This window comes from Paraburkholderia sediminicola (genome assembly GCF_046026675.1).
GTDB lineage: Bacteria > Pseudomonadota > Gammaproteobacteria > Burkholderiales > Burkholderiaceae > Paraburkholderia > Paraburkholderia sediminicola_F.
Genome location: NZ_JAQQEY010000001.1, coordinates 2,037,780 through 2,054,298 on the forward strand (window position 1 = coordinate 2,037,780; position 16,519 = coordinate 2,054,298).

General features: G+C 61.9%; 14 protein-coding genes. 9 read left to right on the forward strand and 5 right to left on the reverse strand.

Annotated features, from left to right (window positions below):
* The first annotated feature begins 46 nt into the window (after positions 1–46).
* Both PQQ86_RS08865 and PQQ86_RS08870 read left to right on the forward strand, forming a co-directional pair.
* Positions 47–1,213, forward strand: coding sequence for an AAA family ATPase (locus tag PQQ86_RS08865; RefSeq protein WP_408265804.1), 1,167 nt, complete (start codon positions 47–49; stop codon positions 1,211–1,213).
* A gap of 300 nt (positions 1,214–1,513) precedes the next feature.
* Positions 1,514–2,581 (forward strand): glycosyltransferase family 4 protein, encoded by a 1,068-nt coding sequence (locus PQQ86_RS08870; RefSeq protein ID WP_408265805.1) that lies wholly within the window; start codon positions 1,514–1,516, stop codon positions 2,579–2,581.
* 132 nt (positions 2,582–2,713) lie between these two features.
* Here the strand turns inward: PQQ86_RS08870 and PQQ86_RS08875 are convergent, their stop codons facing one another.
* The 3 genes from PQQ86_RS08875 to PQQ86_RS08885 all read right to left on the reverse strand — a co-directional run bounded on the left by PQQ86_RS08875 (position 2,714) and on the right by PQQ86_RS08885 (position 4,697).
* Positions 2,714–3,301: a BPSL1445 family SYLF domain-containing lipoprotein gene (locus PQQ86_RS08875; protein ID WP_408265806.1), complete on the reverse strand. Its 588-nt coding sequence runs from the start codon at positions 3,299–3,301 to the stop codon at positions 2,714–2,716.
* 361 nt (positions 3,302–3,662) lie between these two features.
* Entirely contained in the window at positions 3,663–4,109 is a 447-nt protein-coding gene (locus PQQ86_RS08880; RefSeq protein ID WP_408265808.1) for a hypothetical protein, read from the reverse strand.
* Positions 4,110–4,400: 291 nt separating this feature from the next.
* Entirely contained in the window at positions 4,401–4,697 is a 297-nt protein-coding gene (locus PQQ86_RS08885; RefSeq protein ID WP_200651029.1) for a PsiF family protein, read from the reverse strand.
* A gap of 448 nt (positions 4,698–5,145) precedes the next feature.
* Here PQQ86_RS08885 and PQQ86_RS08890 point away from each other — a divergent pair, with 448 nt between their 5' ends.
* Both PQQ86_RS08890 and PQQ86_RS08895 read left to right on the forward strand, forming a co-directional pair.
* Positions 5,146–5,442, forward strand: coding sequence for a YciI-like protein (locus tag PQQ86_RS08890; RefSeq protein WP_408265810.1), 297 nt, complete (start codon positions 5,146–5,148; stop codon positions 5,440–5,442).
* 583 nt (positions 5,443–6,025) lie between these two features.
* Positions 6,026–7,192, forward strand: a complete 1,167-nt coding sequence (locus PQQ86_RS08895) for a DUF6566 family protein (protein WP_408265812.1) — start codon at positions 6,026–6,028, stop codon at positions 7,190–7,192.
* Positions 7,193–7,270: 78 nt separating this feature from the next.
* Here the strand turns inward: PQQ86_RS08895 and PQQ86_RS08900 are convergent, their stop codons facing one another.
* Positions 7,271–8,824 carry a mannose-1-phosphate guanylyltransferase/mannose-6-phosphate isomerase gene (locus PQQ86_RS08900; protein ID WP_408265813.1) on the reverse strand — a complete coding sequence of 518 codons (1,554 nt, stop codon included), beginning with the start codon at positions 8,822–8,824 and terminating at the stop codon, positions 7,271–7,273.
* Positions 8,825–8,962: 138 nt separating this feature from the next.
* Complete coding sequence (locus PQQ86_RS08905; RefSeq protein ID WP_408265815.1) at positions 8,963–9,337, reverse strand: hypothetical protein; 375 nt, start codon at positions 9,335–9,337, stop codon at positions 8,963–8,965.
* 133 nt (positions 9,338–9,470) lie between these two features.
* Between PQQ86_RS08905 and PQQ86_RS08910 the strand changes: the two genes are divergently transcribed.
* The 5 genes from PQQ86_RS08910 to PQQ86_RS08930 all read left to right on the forward strand — a co-directional run bounded on the left by PQQ86_RS08910 (position 9,471) and on the right by PQQ86_RS08930 (position 16,495).
* Positions 9,471–10,868 carry an undecaprenyl-phosphate glucose phosphotransferase gene (locus PQQ86_RS08910; protein WP_408265817.1) on the forward strand — a complete coding sequence of 466 codons (1,398 nt, stop codon included), beginning with the start codon at positions 9,471–9,473 and terminating at the stop codon, positions 10,866–10,868.
* Between the two features lie 106 nt (positions 10,869–10,974).
* Positions 10,975–12,420 (forward strand): UDP-glucose dehydrogenase family protein, encoded by a 1,446-nt coding sequence (locus tag PQQ86_RS08915; RefSeq protein ID WP_097392444.1) that lies wholly within the window; start codon positions 10,975–10,977, stop codon positions 12,418–12,420.
* A 48-nt stretch (positions 12,421–12,468) separates the two neighbouring features.
* The gene (locus tag PQQ86_RS08920; RefSeq protein WP_408265819.1) at positions 12,469–12,924 is read left to right on the forward strand and encodes an arsenate reductase/protein-tyrosine-phosphatase family protein; all 456 of its coding nucleotides are present in this window, start codon (positions 12,469–12,471) and stop codon (positions 12,922–12,924) included.
* Positions 12,918–14,138, forward strand: coding sequence for a polysaccharide biosynthesis/export family protein (locus PQQ86_RS08925; RefSeq protein ID WP_408265821.1), 1,221 nt, complete (start codon positions 12,918–12,920; stop codon positions 14,136–14,138). The genes PQQ86_RS08920 and PQQ86_RS08925 overlap by 7 nt, the downstream gene beginning before the upstream one ends.
* Positions 14,139–14,296: 158 nt before the next feature.
* Entirely contained in the window at positions 14,297–16,495 is a 2,199-nt protein-coding gene (locus PQQ86_RS08930; protein WP_408270181.1) for a polysaccharide biosynthesis tyrosine autokinase, read from the forward strand.
* Positions 16,496–16,519: the final 24 nt, after the last annotated feature.

Consider the following 16,519-nt stretch of genomic DNA (forward strand, 5'->3'; position numbering starts at 1 on the left):
TTTTACTGATCACCGGGCAGCGCGCATTTGATCGAAAGGTGTCCGCATGCTGAGGACGTTGGCCATCGCGGGGTATCGGTCGCTGCGCGAGTTAATCGTGCCGCTCGGGCAATTGAATGTCATCACGGGTGCGAACGGCAGCGGCAAGTCGAGTGTGTATCGCTCGTTGCGTTTGCTGGCCGAGACGGCGCGCGGCGGGGTGATTACATCGCTTGCGCGTGAGGGTGGTTTGCAATCCACGTTGTGGGCTGGGCCCGAACGTTTCTCGCGCGCGGTGCTGGCCGGAGAATTGCCCGTCGAGGGCACGCGCCGCAAAGACCCGGTGAGTCTGCGGCTTGGATTTTCCGGCGATGAATTCGGCTATGCGATCGATCTCGGATTGCCGCCGCTCGACAGGGCCACCCGCTTTCCGCTCGACCCCACGATCAAACGCGAGTGCATCTGGAGCGGTCCGGTGTTGCGGCCGTCGGCCCTGCTGGTCGACCGGCATGGCGCTGCGCTGCGTACGCGTGACGAGCAGGGCGAGTGGCAAACCATCCCTCAACCTGTCGCGAGCTTCGACAGCATGATGACGGAGTTCTCTGACCCACGGACCGCTCCCGAGATGATCACCGTGCGCGAGCAGATTCGTTCGTGGCGCTTTTACGACCACTTCCGCACCGATGCAGAGGCGGCCGCGCGTCTGCCGCAGATCGGCACGCACACCCCGGTGCTCTCGAACGACGGCGCGGACCTCGCTGCGGCCTTGCAAACCATTCGCGAGATCGGCGACCCGGTTGCGCTCGATGCCGCCATCGACGACGCCTTTCCCGGTTCGCGCCTCGACATCGCCTCGCAGGACGGCCGCTTCGAAGTATCGATGCAGCAACACGGCCTGCTGCGGCCGCTGAAGGGCGCGGAACTGTCGGATGGCACCTTGCGTTATCTGTTGCTGGTGGCCGCGCTGCTCACGCCGCGTCCGCCCGCCTTGCTGGTGCTGAATGAACCGGAGACGAGCTTGCACCCGGACCTGCTCCCGGCGCTGGCGCGCCTGATCGCGCGGGCTTCCGCGCATTCCCAGGTGCTGGTGGTGTCGCACGCGGCGCGGCTGATCGCGGCGCTCGAACGGGAGGACGACAGCCAGTCGATCGTGCTCGAGAAGCACTTTGGCGCCACGCGCATCACAGATGCGGACGATCGCGACCTGCCGCCGTGGAAATGGCCCGCGCGATAACCGTGGCTAAGCGATCTGGTTAAGGGCAACAGGTAAGCGCGGTACCCAGTCAACGTACCTGAGCTACGTACCTGAGCGGATAATAGGCGCGCCGTCGGATGTAAGCTGAATGTAACAGCGCGCAGGAATTGCAAGGCCAAGGGCTTTTTGTTCCGCCCTGGTGAATAATGCTGTGATGCGGATGGTGCAGGCGGACGCCCGGCGTTTACTGCATTGATGGAGAAGGACCGGCGCTGTCATAAGCAGCGCCGCTGACGTGCACCGCCATCGGCGCGAGCCGTCAGTTCACGGAGACAAAATATGAAGATTGCGCAGATCGCCCCTTTGACCGAATCGGTGCCACCGAAGCTATACGGCGGCACGGAGCGCGTCGTGTCCTATATCACCGAGGCGCTGGTCGATCTCGGCCATGACGTGACGCTGTTCGCGAGCGGCGACTCCGTTACGAGCGCGAAGCTCGAAGCCGTCTGGCCGCGCGCGCTGCGTCTGGACCCGGGTATCCGCGACCGCATTGCGCCCCATATGCTGTTGATGGAACTGGTGCGCCGCCAGGCCGAAAACTTCGACGTGCTGCATTTTCACCTCGACTATTACTCGTTCTCGGTCTTCAAGCGCCAGGAGACGCCCTTCGTCACGACGATGCACGGCCGCCTTGATTTGCCCGAGCAACAGCCGGTGTTCGACACCTTCAACACCGCGCCCGTGATCTCGATCTCGAATGCGCAGCGTCATCCCTTGCCGCAGGCCAAGTGGCTCACCACCGTCTATCACGGTCTGCCGGAGCAGCTCTATACGCCGCAACCGGTCGAGCAGAAGTACCTCGCGTTTCTTGGCCGTATCTCGCCGGAAAAACGCGTCGATACCGCGATCCGGATTGCCGGACGCTGCGGCATGCAGATTCGCATTGCCGCGAAAGTGGACTCTGCCGACCGCGAATACTTTGAGCGCGAAATCCGGCCGTTGCTGGACTTGCCGCATGTCGAATTCATCGGCGAGATCGCGGATAACCAGAAGGCCGAGTTTCTATCCGGCGCGCATGCGCTGCTTTTCCCGATCGACTGGCCGGAGCCGTTCGGCCTCGTGATGATCGAAGCGATGGCGTGCGGCACGCCGGTGATTGCGTTTAACCGCGGCTCTGTCCCGGAAGTGCTCGACGACGGCGTGACGGGTTATATCGTCGAAGACGAGATCGGCGCGGTGGCGGCGGTCAATCGCCTGCATAAGATGCCGCGGGCGGGCGTGCGGCAACGCTTCGAAGAGCGCTTCACGTCGCACCGGATGGCGCAGCAGTATGTGGACGCGTATCAGTCGGTGATTCGCGCGCAGAAGCGTTCGCGCTTCAAGGTGATCGATACGTCGGGGAGTTGAGCGGCGTAAAACCGGCCGCCCACGGCGGTGTGAAAAAACGGCGATGTGCACTACGCATCGCCGTTTTTTTATTGCCGTTGTGCCTGGGCCGGCCAACCGGACCGCTGCTCAGGGTCGCGCGGGACCGCGCGCCTAGATCTTCAGGCGCGATACCTTGGTGCCCTGCAGCGAGACATCGGCCATCAGGCCGGCATTGGTCAGAATGAATACTTCGACCGGGGCCGTCGCCGTGGTCGTGTCGATCGCGCCGTTGGCGCCCATCTTCACCAACGCGACCGAGGCGTCGCCGCCCGCTGACCAGCCGTCGGCATTGCGGAATGAGTCAAGCGAGTCCTGCGTCATGAACAGGAAGATGATGGCCTTCGATTGCGCGCCCGCCTGCAGACCGAACGAGCCGGAAACCGTGCTGTAGTAGCCGACCGTGCCGCCGCCTACGCGCAGCGCACCTTCACCATACTGGCCGCCAACGATGAAGCCCACTTGCAGCACCGACGGGAACACCAGGACGCCGCGCGCCTTGGATACGAGTTCGCGCGAACCCTTCACGGTCGTGAACAGGCGCGACATGGTGCCGTCGACGCTGGCGTCGATCGACTGGCGTTTGGATGCATCTGTGGAGGGGGTGTTGGGGTTGCCGCTGTTAGTCGTACAACCAGCGAGTGCAAGGCCTCCGAAAGCGAGCGCAGCGGTAGTCTTCAGCATGAAGTTTCGTCTTTGCATCGTTTTTCTCCATCATGGTTCCTGGGCGCAACCTCATATGGTGTTGCCGGGCTGCCTTTAAGTTATATCACACGCAAGCGTGGAGGGCGTACTTCGTCGTTCGGCGAAAAGCCTTGCGGGACGGGGGTTTGCGAGCCATCGTCGGGTGCGCTGATGTAATTTTGACCGGTGGCGGGAGGGCGTTAAAAGACGCTCGGACAGCGCCTTCGAACGGGCTTCTGGCGAATCGAACCGCGCAGGGACCGGCTCATCGGCGGCCGGATTGAAACCGCATCGAAGACCGGTTTTTACCGATTTCCCGCGTTCATGATTCGCATTGAAATCGAATTGAAAGTGTTGCCGCGACGCTGCATCCGCATCCTCACCCATGGTTTGCCGGACTTTTGACCGGCGGGCGCCGCAGCACGCGACGAATCATGCCGATCAATACGCCAATCAGGAAGAGCGTGACGGCCGGCACGATCCAGTAGCCGACGAACGCATGCCAGAGGTAACCCATGAGCGTCGAGCGGCGCACGCTGTATTCGTTGCGGGCGTCCTGCTGGAGCGGCGCATTGGCCGCCAGCACATCGGCCGGGCAGCCGGCGGCTTGCGCCTCGTCGAGCTTGCCGTGGCAGCGCGCGGGTGCGCCGGCGGCGCGTTGTGCGTCGGTGAAATTCCAGGTGGTCAGCGCACGGTCGAGGTCGACGGCGTTATACGCCATTTCCTCCCGGATCTCGCTGACTGCAACGATCGCCACGGGCACCGCCCAGAAAATGATGACGACCAACCACCGCCTCAACCAGCGGTTTTTATGCTTCGATACCATCCTTGCCTCCGATCGATGCTCTGCAGCACCAACGACAAGATGGCGGCCCGTCTAATGTTGTGTATGGGGGTGGGCCGTCTCCGCAGCCATCATAGAAGAAAAACGGCGCGTTCGCGCGGGTGGACTGCGAAGGGATAGGTCGAGCGAGGGCGGCTGCCGCGAGAAAAACGGCGACGGCGAGCAGGAGTTGGAACAGAAGGAAGACAGGGCCGGGCCGGACAACGGTGCGGCCCTGTTCGAGCAATACGCGGCTAGACGCGCGGCGTGTGGCCCGCGCCGATTGCCTCGTGTTTAGTTAGCCGGCGCGGACGACAGGCAGGTCTTCATGAAGGCCTTACGGTCGTCGCCTTTCTTGCCGGTGGCTTGCGTATTACACGCCTTCATCTTGTCCTGCTGGCTCATCGGCGCGGCGGCGGCCGGCTTGGCGGACAGGCAGGTCTTCATGAAGGCCTTGCGGTCGTCGCCTTTCTTGTCGGCAGCCTGCTTGTTGCAGTCGGCCATTTTCGTTTGCTGGCTGTTCTGCGCGAACACCGGCGAAACGAGGACAGTACCCAGCACCAGCGCAGCGATAGCGGATTGGATTTTCATGTGACACTCCATCGGTGGTGAAAACGTTTTTGATCGTTCATGCGCGTGGGCGTCAACGGCGTCCAGGACCCCTCGGCACGTCCATTATGGCAAATGCTGTCTGCCAGAACGGACGGAATGCCATTCCGGTTGACAGGCGAGCACGCTGGTTTTCCCCTACGCAGCGGGGTTGGCGGCGCTTCGGGCGCATAAAGCGACCGAGTCGCAGCAGTGCAAAAATATGTTATGCAATCCGGATTAATTGGCAAGGCGTATGCAAATGAATTAGGCCACCGTCATTCCATATGAGCGATCAAATTATAAACATCCAATTTGCATTGCTGCAGGTGCAAATGAATAGGAAATCGGCAGAAAATCCCATTGAAGATCATAGGGGTAATCTTGACTGGAATTCCTGTACCGATGTGCCGCCCGTCGTCTCAGTCACGCAAGCCAAAGGAGGCTCGCCATGCACTACCTGTTGATGTATGACCTCGTGCCAGACTATCTCGAGAGGCGCGGCACGTATCGCGATGCTCATCTGGCGCTCGCCTGGGCGGCCACGGAGCGCGGTGAATTGCAACTCGCCGGGGCCTTGACCGAGCCTGTGGACACTGCCGTACTGCTCTTTAACGGCGACTCTCCCGAAGCTGCCGAAGCCTTTGCCAGAGTCGATCCGTATGTGCTCGCGGGGCTCGTGACGCGCTGGCGCGTACGCCCGTGGATGACCGTGGTGGGTGAGGGCGCGGCGAATCCCGTGCGCTAGAAGCAAGCCGAACAGCGGTGCTCGCGCGGCGTCGAGAGGAATGCGAACGGCATGAAGAAGCGCTGTGTTCGCTTCGACGGTAATCGCGCCTTCCTGTCACTCAGGTGCTGTCAAAACACTTCACCCAGGCATTCCGCAGCCGGGCGGAAATGCCATCAAAGTGCATCGAAATGCGTTGTGACTCAAATAAAGATTTCGTAAATGTCATTCGCCATTGTTGCCGCGCTGTTGTGCTGTGCAACAGCGTCTTTCGGCGCCGGAACCGACGGTAGTTCTGTTACGGCAATACGAGAAATGACGCAGCAAAAAGGACAAGATTGTTTCCATCCGTAACACTTGTCTCAACGATATTCACGCAAACCCTGGTGATGGTATGCTTCGTGCACAAATTCTCCCATGCACGAGTGAGACCACGTTTTGTGCTTCGCAATAGGGACAAACCGCACTAACCCAGTGCGATATTGACCCGCAAACAGAACGTACAAAACATATTTGTGCAACCGCGGGCTGCACACGGATCGTGAAAGTTGAATCCGTGGCCGCCCAAAGCCGCGGCCCGGCCAGGCTGCGTGGAGAAAACCCAATGTTTTTCGATGAGCTAAGCAATGACGAATGGGCGCTGCTGGCAGCGCTTGTCTCTGATGAGCCGGCCGTCCGTCTGAACCGACGCGGCCGGCCCCGCGCCGAACCGCGTATCGTGGCGAATGCCGTTCTGTGGATACTGACAACTGGCGAACCCTGGTCGAAACTGCCGGGCCGCTATCCGTCGGGTCCTACATGCCGGCGCCGTTTTGAAGAATGGCAATTGAACGGCACCCTGCTCGAAATGGTTCGGCTATTGTCGCAAACCGGGCGCACCTTCGCGTACGTCCCGCAACCGGCGCCGCCCGTCGCGGCCAAGCCGGCAGCACCGGTAGCCGAAACCCCCAGCGTGCGCGACGAAGGTCTGCGTGGTGTGTCGTGGAAGAGCCCCGAATCGTGGCAGGCACCCGGCGTATCGAGCAGCCTGAACAACTGGCGTTCGGCGGATCCGTTCGCCGATATCACGCGCCAGTTGTCCGGAATGACGAATGTGCCGCCGGTGTCGCGTACACCTTCGGCCAGTTCGACATCCGCGTCACCTGCACACCGGCCCGCCATGCGCGCCGGTCTGCAAAGCATGGAAGAAGCGCGGGCGGTGGGCGCGGCAATGCATAGCCTGGATTCGGCCATCACGTCGGCACGCCGCACGCAACAGCTTGAAGATCAGCAGCGCAGCTCGCTGTCGATGAGCCTCGCGCCACGCGGCACGCAGGTCGCCGACCGGCGCGGCTATGTGATCTACGTTGCGGCGGAGCAGGTGCCCAACGCCATGTATCGCGCGTGGGCGGAGATCATGAAGGACGGCAAACGCGTCGAGCGTTCCGGCCTCGTCGGTCCGCGCTTTGCAGAGGCTGACGCGGCGGAGCAATACGCGCTCGAATGGGCGCGGCAGTGGATCGACCGTGAATGCCGTACGCAGGCTGCAGCCGAGGCCGCACCTGCAGTTAATGCGGCCGCCGCGGCTGCTGCAGTGGCGCGTCCGTTGCCGGCCATGCGTCATGTGCCGGAGCCGGTCGCGGTGAATCACGGTGGGCCTTTGCACGGTCCGCTCAATGCATTCCGTGGACCGCTGCGCCGTTACCCCAGCGAACCGGCCGCACCCGCAACCGAAAGCAGTGCATCAGATCGTTTTCCGTCGTATCCAGAACTCATCTCCCATGCGGGATGAGCAGGACGGTTAGCACAGAGCAATACCCCGCGGCCGTCAGGAGCAACAGCCGCAGGTTCCCGCTTCATCCGTTGTGAATCATTGCCGTCCATACGTGTCGTCGAAGCGCACGATATCGTCTTCGCCGAGATACGAGCCTGACTGCACCTCGATCATTTCGAGCGGCATCTTGCCCGGGTTCTCGAGACGGTGGGTGACGCCCAGCGGAATATAAGCTGATTCGTTTTCGGAGACGATAAAGCGCTCTTCACCCCGCGTGACGAGTGCGGTGCCGCGCACGACGATCCAGTGTTCCGCGCGGTGATGATGCATTTGCAATGAGAGTCGCGCACCCGGTTTCACGACGATGCGTTTGACCTGGAAGCGCTCGCCGGTATCGACGGAATCGTAGTTGCCCCACGGGCGATGCACCTTGCGATGGTTGGTCGCTTCCAGTCCGCCATCGTTGCGAATCCGTCCGACGATCTTCTTGACGTCCTGCACGCGCGATTTGTCCGCGACCAGAATTGCATCGGCCGTTTCGACCACCACGAGATCCTGCGTGCCGACGCAGGCAATCAGGCGTCCTTCCGAATGCGCGAAGGTCGAGCTCGCCCCTTCGAACATCACGCGGCCGCGCCCGACGTTCCGATCGGCGTCTTTCTCCGAAATGTCCCAGATCGCGTCCCACGAACCCACGTCCGACCAGCCCGCCTGCAGCGGCACAACCACGCCGGATGCAGCGGTCTGATCGTTACCCAGTTGCTCCATCACCGCGTAGTCGATCGAATTCGACGGCGATGCGCTGAACGCATCGCGTTGCAGACGGAAGAAATCGCCGTCCGCTTTGCCGCCTGCGAAGGCCGCTTCGCAGGCTTCGTAAATCGCCGGCTGGAAGTGGCGGATCGCCTTCAGCCAGGTCGATGCGCGCATGATGAAAATGCCGCTGTTCCACCAGTATTCCTGCGATTCGATATACCGCTGCGCCAGTTCCAGATGCGGTTTTTCGACGAAGCGATCGAGCTTGTGTGCGCCGATCTTGCCGGCGGCATCGGTGTCCGTTGCGCGAGCGTCATTAGGCATGCCAAGCGCCGCGCCAATGCGGATGTAGCCATAACCGGTTTCCGCCCGCGTCGGCACGATGCCCATCGTCACGATATGGCCGGCTGCCGCATGCTGCACGCCGGCTGCCACCGCTGCATGAAAACCGGCGCTGTCGGTCACCGCGTGATCGGCGGGCATCACGACCATGATGCCGTCCTCATCCTGCGCGGCAATCGAAAGGGCGGCCACCGTCAGCGCCGGCGCCGTATCGCGGCCGGCGGGTTCGAGAATCAGCCGGGTCGGCTTGCCGCTCGTGCGCAATTGCTCGGCCGTGGTGAAGCGCTGTTCTTCGTTGGCCACCACGACGAGTTGCTCCGCAAGCAGATGGCCCGTTTCGAGCCCGTCGAGCCGGCGCGTGGTTGACTGCAGTAGCGAATCGTCGCCGAGCAGGCCAATCAGCTGTTTCGGATGCTGCTCGCGCGACATCGGCCACAACCGTGTACCGGAGCCGCCCGCCAGAATCACGGGATGAACTTTGAGCTTGACGTTTAGGTGCATAGCTTGCGTGGACCGGGTGTCGGCGGGTGTGGCCGTAACCGGAGCTGTCATGATGGACTCCTCGAGGCTGGGTGAATGCGTCGAGTTTTATCACGAAGTAAAGAATCAATAAAAGCGCGTTAAATAGAAACTATATAAACCGTCTAATAAAATTGGCTGTTTCGTGAAGAAAAAATGTCCGGCCAATTTTTAAAAAAGAAAAATTACCCGAAAAAAATCACAGGTGATTTTTTTATCCGGCGGAATGACGCAGAATGAGGACGAAAGGCGGGGCGTAAGCTTCGTAGGAAAACGGACAGCCTGGCTTACATCCGCTTCCATAAAGGCGCGAAACAGGTCTCTCAAACGCCATTTCGGTAACAATTGCCGCACAAAATTCCGAAAAAATACCGAAAATTTGACCGATACATTTTGAGATATTTTGCAGTCTTGCAGTCCGAATTTTAATACCGCTTTATCTATACCTGTACAAGGGTATTCACTCATTTCGACACCTGTTTTCCGGATCGTCCGTTCAGGAATTTTTTTAATCCGGAAAGCGGCATGGCAATTAACACCGGTCAATCAGTTTCGCGCCGCGCATCGATCTGCAGGCGCGAATACCGGCGTTGCGTTCCCGGTGGCAGGGCGTGATGAGTGTGACGGGAATTCAACCAACCAACGGATGGCACTTGACTGACGAACTGAGGGGCAGCTCATGTTGAGCGTTCTATCGAGAATCATCGACATCGCGATGGTCGCGCTCGGCGCGGCCATCGCGACGGCCGTGCACAGCGGGAAATTGGTGTGGCTGGACGACGTCCAAAGCGTGTCGCTCGCGTTCGACTGCCTGCTCGTGGTGGTGTTCTTCCCTGCGCTGGGGATCTATCAGTCGTGGCGCGGCAAGCCGCTATACGACCTGCTGTGCCGCGTCGCGGGCGGCTGGGTGATGGTGGAGATCACCGGCATCCTGATCAGCTTCAGCCTGCACCGTTCGGACAGCCTGTCGCGTCTGTGGCTCTTTTACTGGGCGATCGCCACGATCGTGCTGTTGATCGTCACCAAGGTGATCGTCTATTCGATCCTGCGCGGACTGCGCCGCGAAGGCTTCAATCAGCGCGCGGTGGCGATCGTCGGCGGCGCGCCGTATGGGCGCTTCCTGATCGAGCAGATGCGCAGCCGCCCGGAAGCGGGCTTTAGCCCCGTCGTGGTGTTCGACGAGGAGGGCACGATCAACCCGTATGAAGATCCGGATGCGAGCGACGCGATCGAAGGCGTGCCGGTCGAGCGCGATTACTCGCGGATGCTTCAACTGGTGCGTCAGCGCGCGATTCGCGAACTGTGGCTCGCACTGCCGATCTCGAAAGAGAAGGCGATTCATCGCTTCGTGATGGACCTGAAGAACGACTTCGTGAACATCCGCTTCATTCCGGACGTTCGCAGTCTCACGCTCTTCAATCAGCCGATGGTGGATCTGCTCGGCGTGCCGGCGATCAACCTCGCCGCCTCGCCGATCACCGATCTGCGCGTGCTGCCCAAGCGCATCTTCGACCGGCTGTTCGCGCTGGCGGCATTGACCGCGCTGTCGCCGGTGATGCTGGTGATCGCGGTGATGGTGAAGGTGAGCTCGCCGGGCCCGGTGTTCTTCCGCCAGAAGAGGAAGGGCATCGACGGCAACCAGTTCGAGATCTATAAGTTTCGCTCGATGAAGATGCACAAGGAAGAGGCCGGCAAGATCACTCAGGCTACGAAGCGCGATCCGCGTATCACCGCGGTCGGCGCGTTCCTGCGGCGCACCAGCCTCGACGAATTGCCGCAATTCATCAACGTGTTGCGCGGCGAGATGTCGGTCGTGGGTCCGCGTCCGCACGCGCTCGAACACGACGACATCTACAAGGATCTGGTGAAGGGCTACATGCACCGTTACCGGATCAAGCCGGGCATCACCGGGTGGGCGCAGATCAATGGCTATCGCGGCGAAACCGATCGCATCGAAAAGATGATGGGCCGCGTCAAGCTCGATCTGTACTACATGCAGCACTGGACCTTCTGGCTCGACATCAAGATCGTCGTGCTGACGCTGTGGAAGGGCTTTGTAGGCAGCAACGCATATTGATGGCCCCCACCTGTCGCTTCGCGCCAGCCCCCCAAGGGGGCAAAAAGCAGCCGCGCGACGCGCGACCGCATTTAATGAATCAACTCCATTTTCCGAGGTGTAATACATGAACCTGACGATCATCGGTAGTGGCTACGTAGGCCTCGTAACGGGCGCATGTCTCGCCGACATCGGCCACGACGTGTTCTGTCTCGACGTCGATCAACGCAAGATCGACGTGCTCAACAACGGCGGCGTGCCGATCCATGAACCGGGTCTGCAGGAAATCATTGCGCGCAATCGCCGTGCAGGCCGCCTGAAGTTCTCGACCGACATCGAGGCCGCGGTTGCCCACGGCGACATCCAGTTCATCGCGGTGGGCACGCCCTCCGACGAGGACGGTTCCGCCGACCTGCAATACGTGCTGGCCGCCGCGCGCAATATCGGCCGCCATATGACGGGCTTCAAGGTGATCGTCGACAAGTCGACGGTGCCGGTCGGCACGGCTTCGCGCGTGCGCGACGTGATCGCCGAGGAACTGGCCGCGCGCAACGCGAGCCACATGTTCTCCGTGGTGTCGAATCCGGAGTTCCTGAAAGAAGGCGCGGCCGTGGAAGACTTCACGCGGCCGGACCGCATCGTGCTCGGCTGCGATGAAGACGTGCCCGGCGAAAAAGCGCGCGAACTGATGAAGCGTCTCTATGCGCCGTTCAACCGCAATCGCGAACGCACGCTGTACATGGACGTGCGTTCGGCCGAATTCACCAAGTACGCGGCCAATGCAATGCTCGCCACGCGGATCTCGTACATGAACGAGCTCGCGAATCTGGCCGATCGCGTCGGTGCGGACATCGAAGCGGTGCGCCGCGGTATCGGTTCCGATCCGCGCATCGGCTACGACTTCCTGTATGCCGGTTGCGGCTACGGCGGCTCGTGCTTCCCGAAAGACGTGCAGGCGCTGATTCGCACGGCAGCCGACCATAAGGCCAATCTGCGCATTCTCGAAGCGGTGGAAGCCGTCAACGACACGCAGAAAAAGATCCTTGCGCAGAAGATCGTCGATCGTCTGGGCGAAGACCTGTCGGATCGCACCTTCGGCGTATGGGGCCTCGCGTTCAAGCCGAACACCGACGACATGCGCGAAGCGCCGAGCCGTCCGCTGATCGCCGAACTGCTGCGCCGTGGCGCGCGCGTGAAGGCCTACGACCCGGTCGCGATCGACGAATCGAAGCGCGTGTTCGCACTCGATCTGAAGGACGTGCCGCAACAGCATGCGCGCCTGTCGTTCGTGAACGAAGAGATGGAAGCGGCCGAGGGCGCCGACGCACTGGTGATCCTCACCGAATGGAAGGTCTTCAAGAGTCCGGACTTCGGTTCGCTCAAGGAGAGCCTCACTACGCCGCTGATTTTCGACGGCCGCAATCTGTACGAGCCGGATGCGCTGCTCGAACTCGGTATCGAGTATCACGCGATCGGCCGTCAGCACGCGTTGCGCAATGCGCCGGCGAAGGTCGGCGCGAACGGCCTGCCGGTCACGGCAGACGCGGCCGATACGGTCGAGGCCGGCCAGTAAGTTGGCCAATAAGCCGCCGCGCCGCCAAGCCTCACTAAGGAGCCCGCTATGTTCGCCAACGTTCTGATCGTCTGCCACGCCAACGTGTGCCGTTCGCCCGCAGCCGAGATGCTGTTCAAGGCCCGGCAGCGCGCGCCGTCGCGGCCGTCCTCAGCGCCGATCGCGTTTCATTCGGCGGGCCTCCGCGCTACCAACGGCCACGCCATGGACCCGGTGATGCGGCGTCTGCTCGCCGAGCAGGGCGTCGCCTCCGGCATCCACTATTCGCGGCGCCTCGACCGCCAGCTCGTGCGCGCAGCCGATCTCGTGCTTGTCAGCGAGCGCGCGCAGGTGAGCGCGGTTGAAGCGCTCGATCCGGCTTCGCGCGGCAAGGTCTATCCGCTCGGCAAGTGGGAAGACGATTCCGACGTCGCCGATCCGCACGGCGGCAAGGAAGCCGACTATAGGGAGAGTCTCGTGCTCATCGAACACCTGGTCATGGGATGGCTGAAGAAAATATGCTGATGAAAAAACGCACTGCACACACATTCGCGAACGTCAATTCGAAACTCGCCGCCACGCTTTTGCTGACGTCCTTTCTGTCGGCCTGCGCTACCGCACCTGGCAATTATCTTGACACGTCCCGTCTGAAAGACGACGGCCAGCACCAGAGTCAGCAAGCCAACGAAACCTATCCGGTTCATCTGATCGACGGCCCGCTGGTTGCGGCGCAAGCTCAGGCGCAGGCCACTGCCGCGCAACAGGCGCTGCCGACTTCGCACTATAGCGATCCGTCGCAGTACGTGTACCGGCTCTCGCCGCAGGACATTCTCGGCATCACCGTGTGGGACCACCCGGAATTGACCACTCCGCAGGGCAGCACGCTGTCCGCGGGCGGCAACACCACGCAGTCGATCGGCGGCGCCTTGCAGCAGCCGTATACCGCCGCGCTGCCGGGCCAGGCCGATCCGTACGGCCAGACCATTGCCCCCGACGGCACGATCTTTTTCCCGTTCGTCGGCCGCATCAAGGCCGCGGGCAAGACCGTGGGTGACGTGCGCGATCAGTTGAGCGCCGGCCTCGTGCGCTACATCCGCAATCCGCAGGTCGACGTGCGCGTGCTGTCGTACCGCGGCCAGAAAGTGCAGGTGACCGGCGACGTGAAGACGCCGGGCCCGCTCGCCATCAGCGACGTGCCGCTTACGCTGGTCGACGCGATCACGCGCTCGGGCGGCACCAACAGCGACGCCGACATCCAGCGTGTGCGCCTCACGCGCAACAACAAGCTTTACGTGCTCGACGCCAACCGCATGCTTGACCAGGGCGACACCACGCAGAACGTCATGCTGCAAAACGGCGACGTGATCAACATCCCGGATCGCAGCGACAGCCGCATCTTCGTGATGGGCGAAGTGAAGACGCCGATCCAGCTGCCGATGTTGAAGGGCCGCCTGACGATCGCCGACGCGCTGACCCAGGGGGGCGGCATTCTCGACACGGACGCCAATCCGCGCCAGATCTTCGTGATGCGCGGCATGCGCGAGCATCCGACCACGCCGGACGTGTACCGCCTCGACATGACGCAGCCCGACGCGATCATGCTGTCGTCCCAGTTCCAGTTGCAGCCGATGGATGTCGTGTATGTGGGCACCGCCGCTTCGACCACGTTCAACCGTGTGTTGCAGCAAGTCCTGCCGAGCGTACAGACGTTGTTCTACCTGAAGCAGTTGACGAGATAACTGTCTGAGCCGTCGACAGGCCCGCGCCGCTCTCAAAGGGCGCGGGACCGAAGCAAACGCCGAGGCAAACGCGCAAGCCCATGCCAAAGCACACGCTGAAGCCCACGCCGAAGCAACCGAAACGGGATCGAATTGTGAGCAACCAAATCTCTCCACACATGGCCGGTCCGATCAAGACCGAAGAAGAGGACGTCGTCCTCGGGCAACTGGTGCAGGTGATCCTCGACGACATCTGGTGGCTGATCGCGATCGCCGCGGCGATCGTCGCGCTGGCCGCCGCGTACTGTTTCCTCGCCAAGCCGATCTATTCGGCCGATGCGCATGTGCGGGTCGAGCAGTCCGACAACACCTCGCAGGCGCTCACGCAGACGCAAACGGGCGCGGCCATCACCACCGGTTCGACTTCGCTGCCGACCGATGCCGAAATCGAAATCATCAAGAGCCGCGGCGTAGTCGGCCCGGTGGTCCAGCAACTGAAGCTGAACTTCAGCGTCGTGCCGAAGACGATTCCGCTGCTTGGCAGCATTGCCGCGCACCTGGCGACACCGGGCCAGCCGGCGCCGCCGTGGCTGGGTCTGGCTTCATACGCCTGGGGCGGTGAAGAGGCCGACATCGACTCGCTCGACGTGGTGCCGGCGCTCGAAGGCGAGAAGCTGACGATGAAGGTGTTCGACGAACAGCACTACGAACTCTACGCAAAGAACGGCTCGCTGCTGCTGCGCGGCCAGGTGGGCCAGCAGGAGCAGGGCGGCGGCGTGACGATCCTCGTCAACAAGCTGGTGGCCCGGCCGGGTGAAGAGTTCACCGTGACGCGTTTTAACGACCTCGACGCGATCACCGCGTTCCAGTCGGCGATCACCGTGCAGGAGCAGGGCAAGCAGACCGGCGTGATCCAGATCTCGCTGGAAGACAAGAGCCCTGAGCACGCCGCGCTGGTGGCCAATGCGCTCGCGCAGTCGTATGTCCGTCAGCACGTGTCGAACAAGCAGGTCGACGCGAGCAAGATGCTCGACTTCCTGAAGAGCGAAGAGCCGCGCCTGAAGGCCGATCTCGAACGCGCCGAAGCTGCGTTGACCGCTTACCAGCGTCAGTCCGGCTCGATCAATGCGAGCGACGAAGCCAAGGTCTACCTTGAAGGCAGCGTGCAGTACGAGCAGCAGATCGCCGGTTTGCGTCTGCAGATGGCGCAGTTGACCGAGCGCTATGGCGACGACCATCCGATGCTCGTGGCCGCGCGTCAACAGATGGCAGAACTGGAGGCGCAACGCGCCAAATACGCTGACCGCTTCCGCGATCTGCCGGCGACCGAAGTCAAGGCCGTGCAGCTGCAACGCGATGCGAAGGTGGCCGAAGACATCTACGTGCTGCTGCTCAACCGCGTGCAGGAGTTGTCGGTGCAGAAGGCGGGTACCGGCGGCAACGTGCATATCGTCGACCAGGCGATGCGCCCGGGCGCGCCGGTCAAGCCGAAGAAGGTGCTGATTCTTTCGGCGGCAGTGATTCTGGGCCTGATCTGCGGCACCGGCTTCGTATTCCTGCGCCGCAATATGTTCAAGGGGATCGACGACCCCGACCATATCGAACGCGCGTTCCACCTGCCGGTGTACGGCCTCGTGCCCTTGAGCGCCGAACAGGCTTTGCTCGAAAGCGGCTTCCAGCGCGGCGGCGAACGCCTGCGCTCGGTGCTGGCGAATGCGCGGCCGAAAGACGTCACGATCGAAAGCCTGCGCAGTCTGCGCACGTCCATGCAGTTCACGATGATGGACGCGAAGAACCGCATCGTCATGCTGACCGGTCCCATGGCCGGCGTCGGCAAGAGCTTCCTGACGGTCAATCTGGCGGTGCTGCTCGCGAATTCGGGCAAACGCGTGCTGATGATCGATGGCGATATGCGTCGTGGCGCGCTCGAACGTTATGTGGGCGGTGCGCAGGACAACGGTCTGTCGGAATTGCTGAGCGGGCAGATCTCGCTCGAAGAAGCGATTCGCGCCTCGAACGTCGAAGGCTTGGGCTTCATCGCGTGCGGCCGTCGTCCGCCGAATCCGTCGGAGCTGCTGATGTCACCGCGCCTTCCGCAATACCTGGAGGGCCTTGCCAAGCGTTACGACGTGATTCTCATCGATACGCCGCCGGTGCTGGCCGTGACCGATGCATCGATCATCGGCGCCTATGCCGGTTCGACTTTCTTCGTGATGCGTTCGGGCGTGCATAGCGAAGGCGAGATTGCCGAGGCGTTGAAGCGCCTGCGTGCCGCCGGCGTGCATGTGCAGGGCGGCATCTTCAACGGTATGCCGGCGCGCTCGCGCGGCGGCTACGACCGTGGCTATGCGGCGGTCCAGGAATATCTGAGCACCTGAGCCATGAGGCTGAGCCCAGTGTGC

Coding starts and splice junctions, on each gene's coding strand:
- PQQ86_RS08865 (WP_408265804.1), top strand. CDS start 47: ATGCTGAGGACGTTGGCCATCGCGGGGTATCGGTCGCTGCGCGAGTTA.
- PQQ86_RS08870 (WP_408265805.1), top strand. CDS start 1,514: ATGAAGATTGCGCAGATCGCCCCTTTGACCGAATCGGTGCCACCGAAG.
- PQQ86_RS08875 (WP_408265806.1), bottom strand. CDS start 3,301: ATGCAAAGACGAAACTTCATGCTGAAGACTACCGCTGCGCTCGCTTTC.
- PQQ86_RS08880 (WP_408265808.1), bottom strand. CDS start 4,109: ATGGTATCGAAGCATAAAAACCGCTGGTTGAGGCGGTGGTTGGTCGTC.
- PQQ86_RS08885 (WP_200651029.1), bottom strand. CDS start 4,697: ATGAAAATCCAATCCGCTATCGCTGCGCTGGTGCTGGGTACTGTCCTC.
- PQQ86_RS08890 (WP_408265810.1), top strand. CDS start 5,146: ATGCACTACCTGTTGATGTATGACCTCGTGCCAGACTATCTCGAGAGG.
- PQQ86_RS08895 (WP_408265812.1), top strand. CDS start 6,026: ATGTTTTTCGATGAGCTAAGCAATGACGAATGGGCGCTGCTGGCAGCG.
- PQQ86_RS08900 (WP_408265813.1), bottom strand. CDS start 8,824: ATGACAGCTCCGGTTACGGCCACACCCGCCGACACCCGGTCCACGCAA.
- PQQ86_RS08910 (WP_408265817.1), top strand. CDS start 9,471: ATGTTGAGCGTTCTATCGAGAATCATCGACATCGCGATGGTCGCGCTC.
- PQQ86_RS08915 (WP_097392444.1), top strand. CDS start 10,975: ATGAACCTGACGATCATCGGTAGTGGCTACGTAGGCCTCGTAACGGGC.
- PQQ86_RS08920 (WP_408265819.1), top strand. CDS start 12,469: ATGTTCGCCAACGTTCTGATCGTCTGCCACGCCAACGTGTGCCGTTCG.
- PQQ86_RS08925 (WP_408265821.1), top strand. CDS start 12,918: ATGCTGATGAAAAAACGCACTGCACACACATTCGCGAACGTCAATTCG.
- PQQ86_RS08930 (WP_408270181.1), top strand. CDS start 14,297: ATGGCCGGTCCGATCAAGACCGAAGAAGAGGACGTCGTCCTCGGGCAA.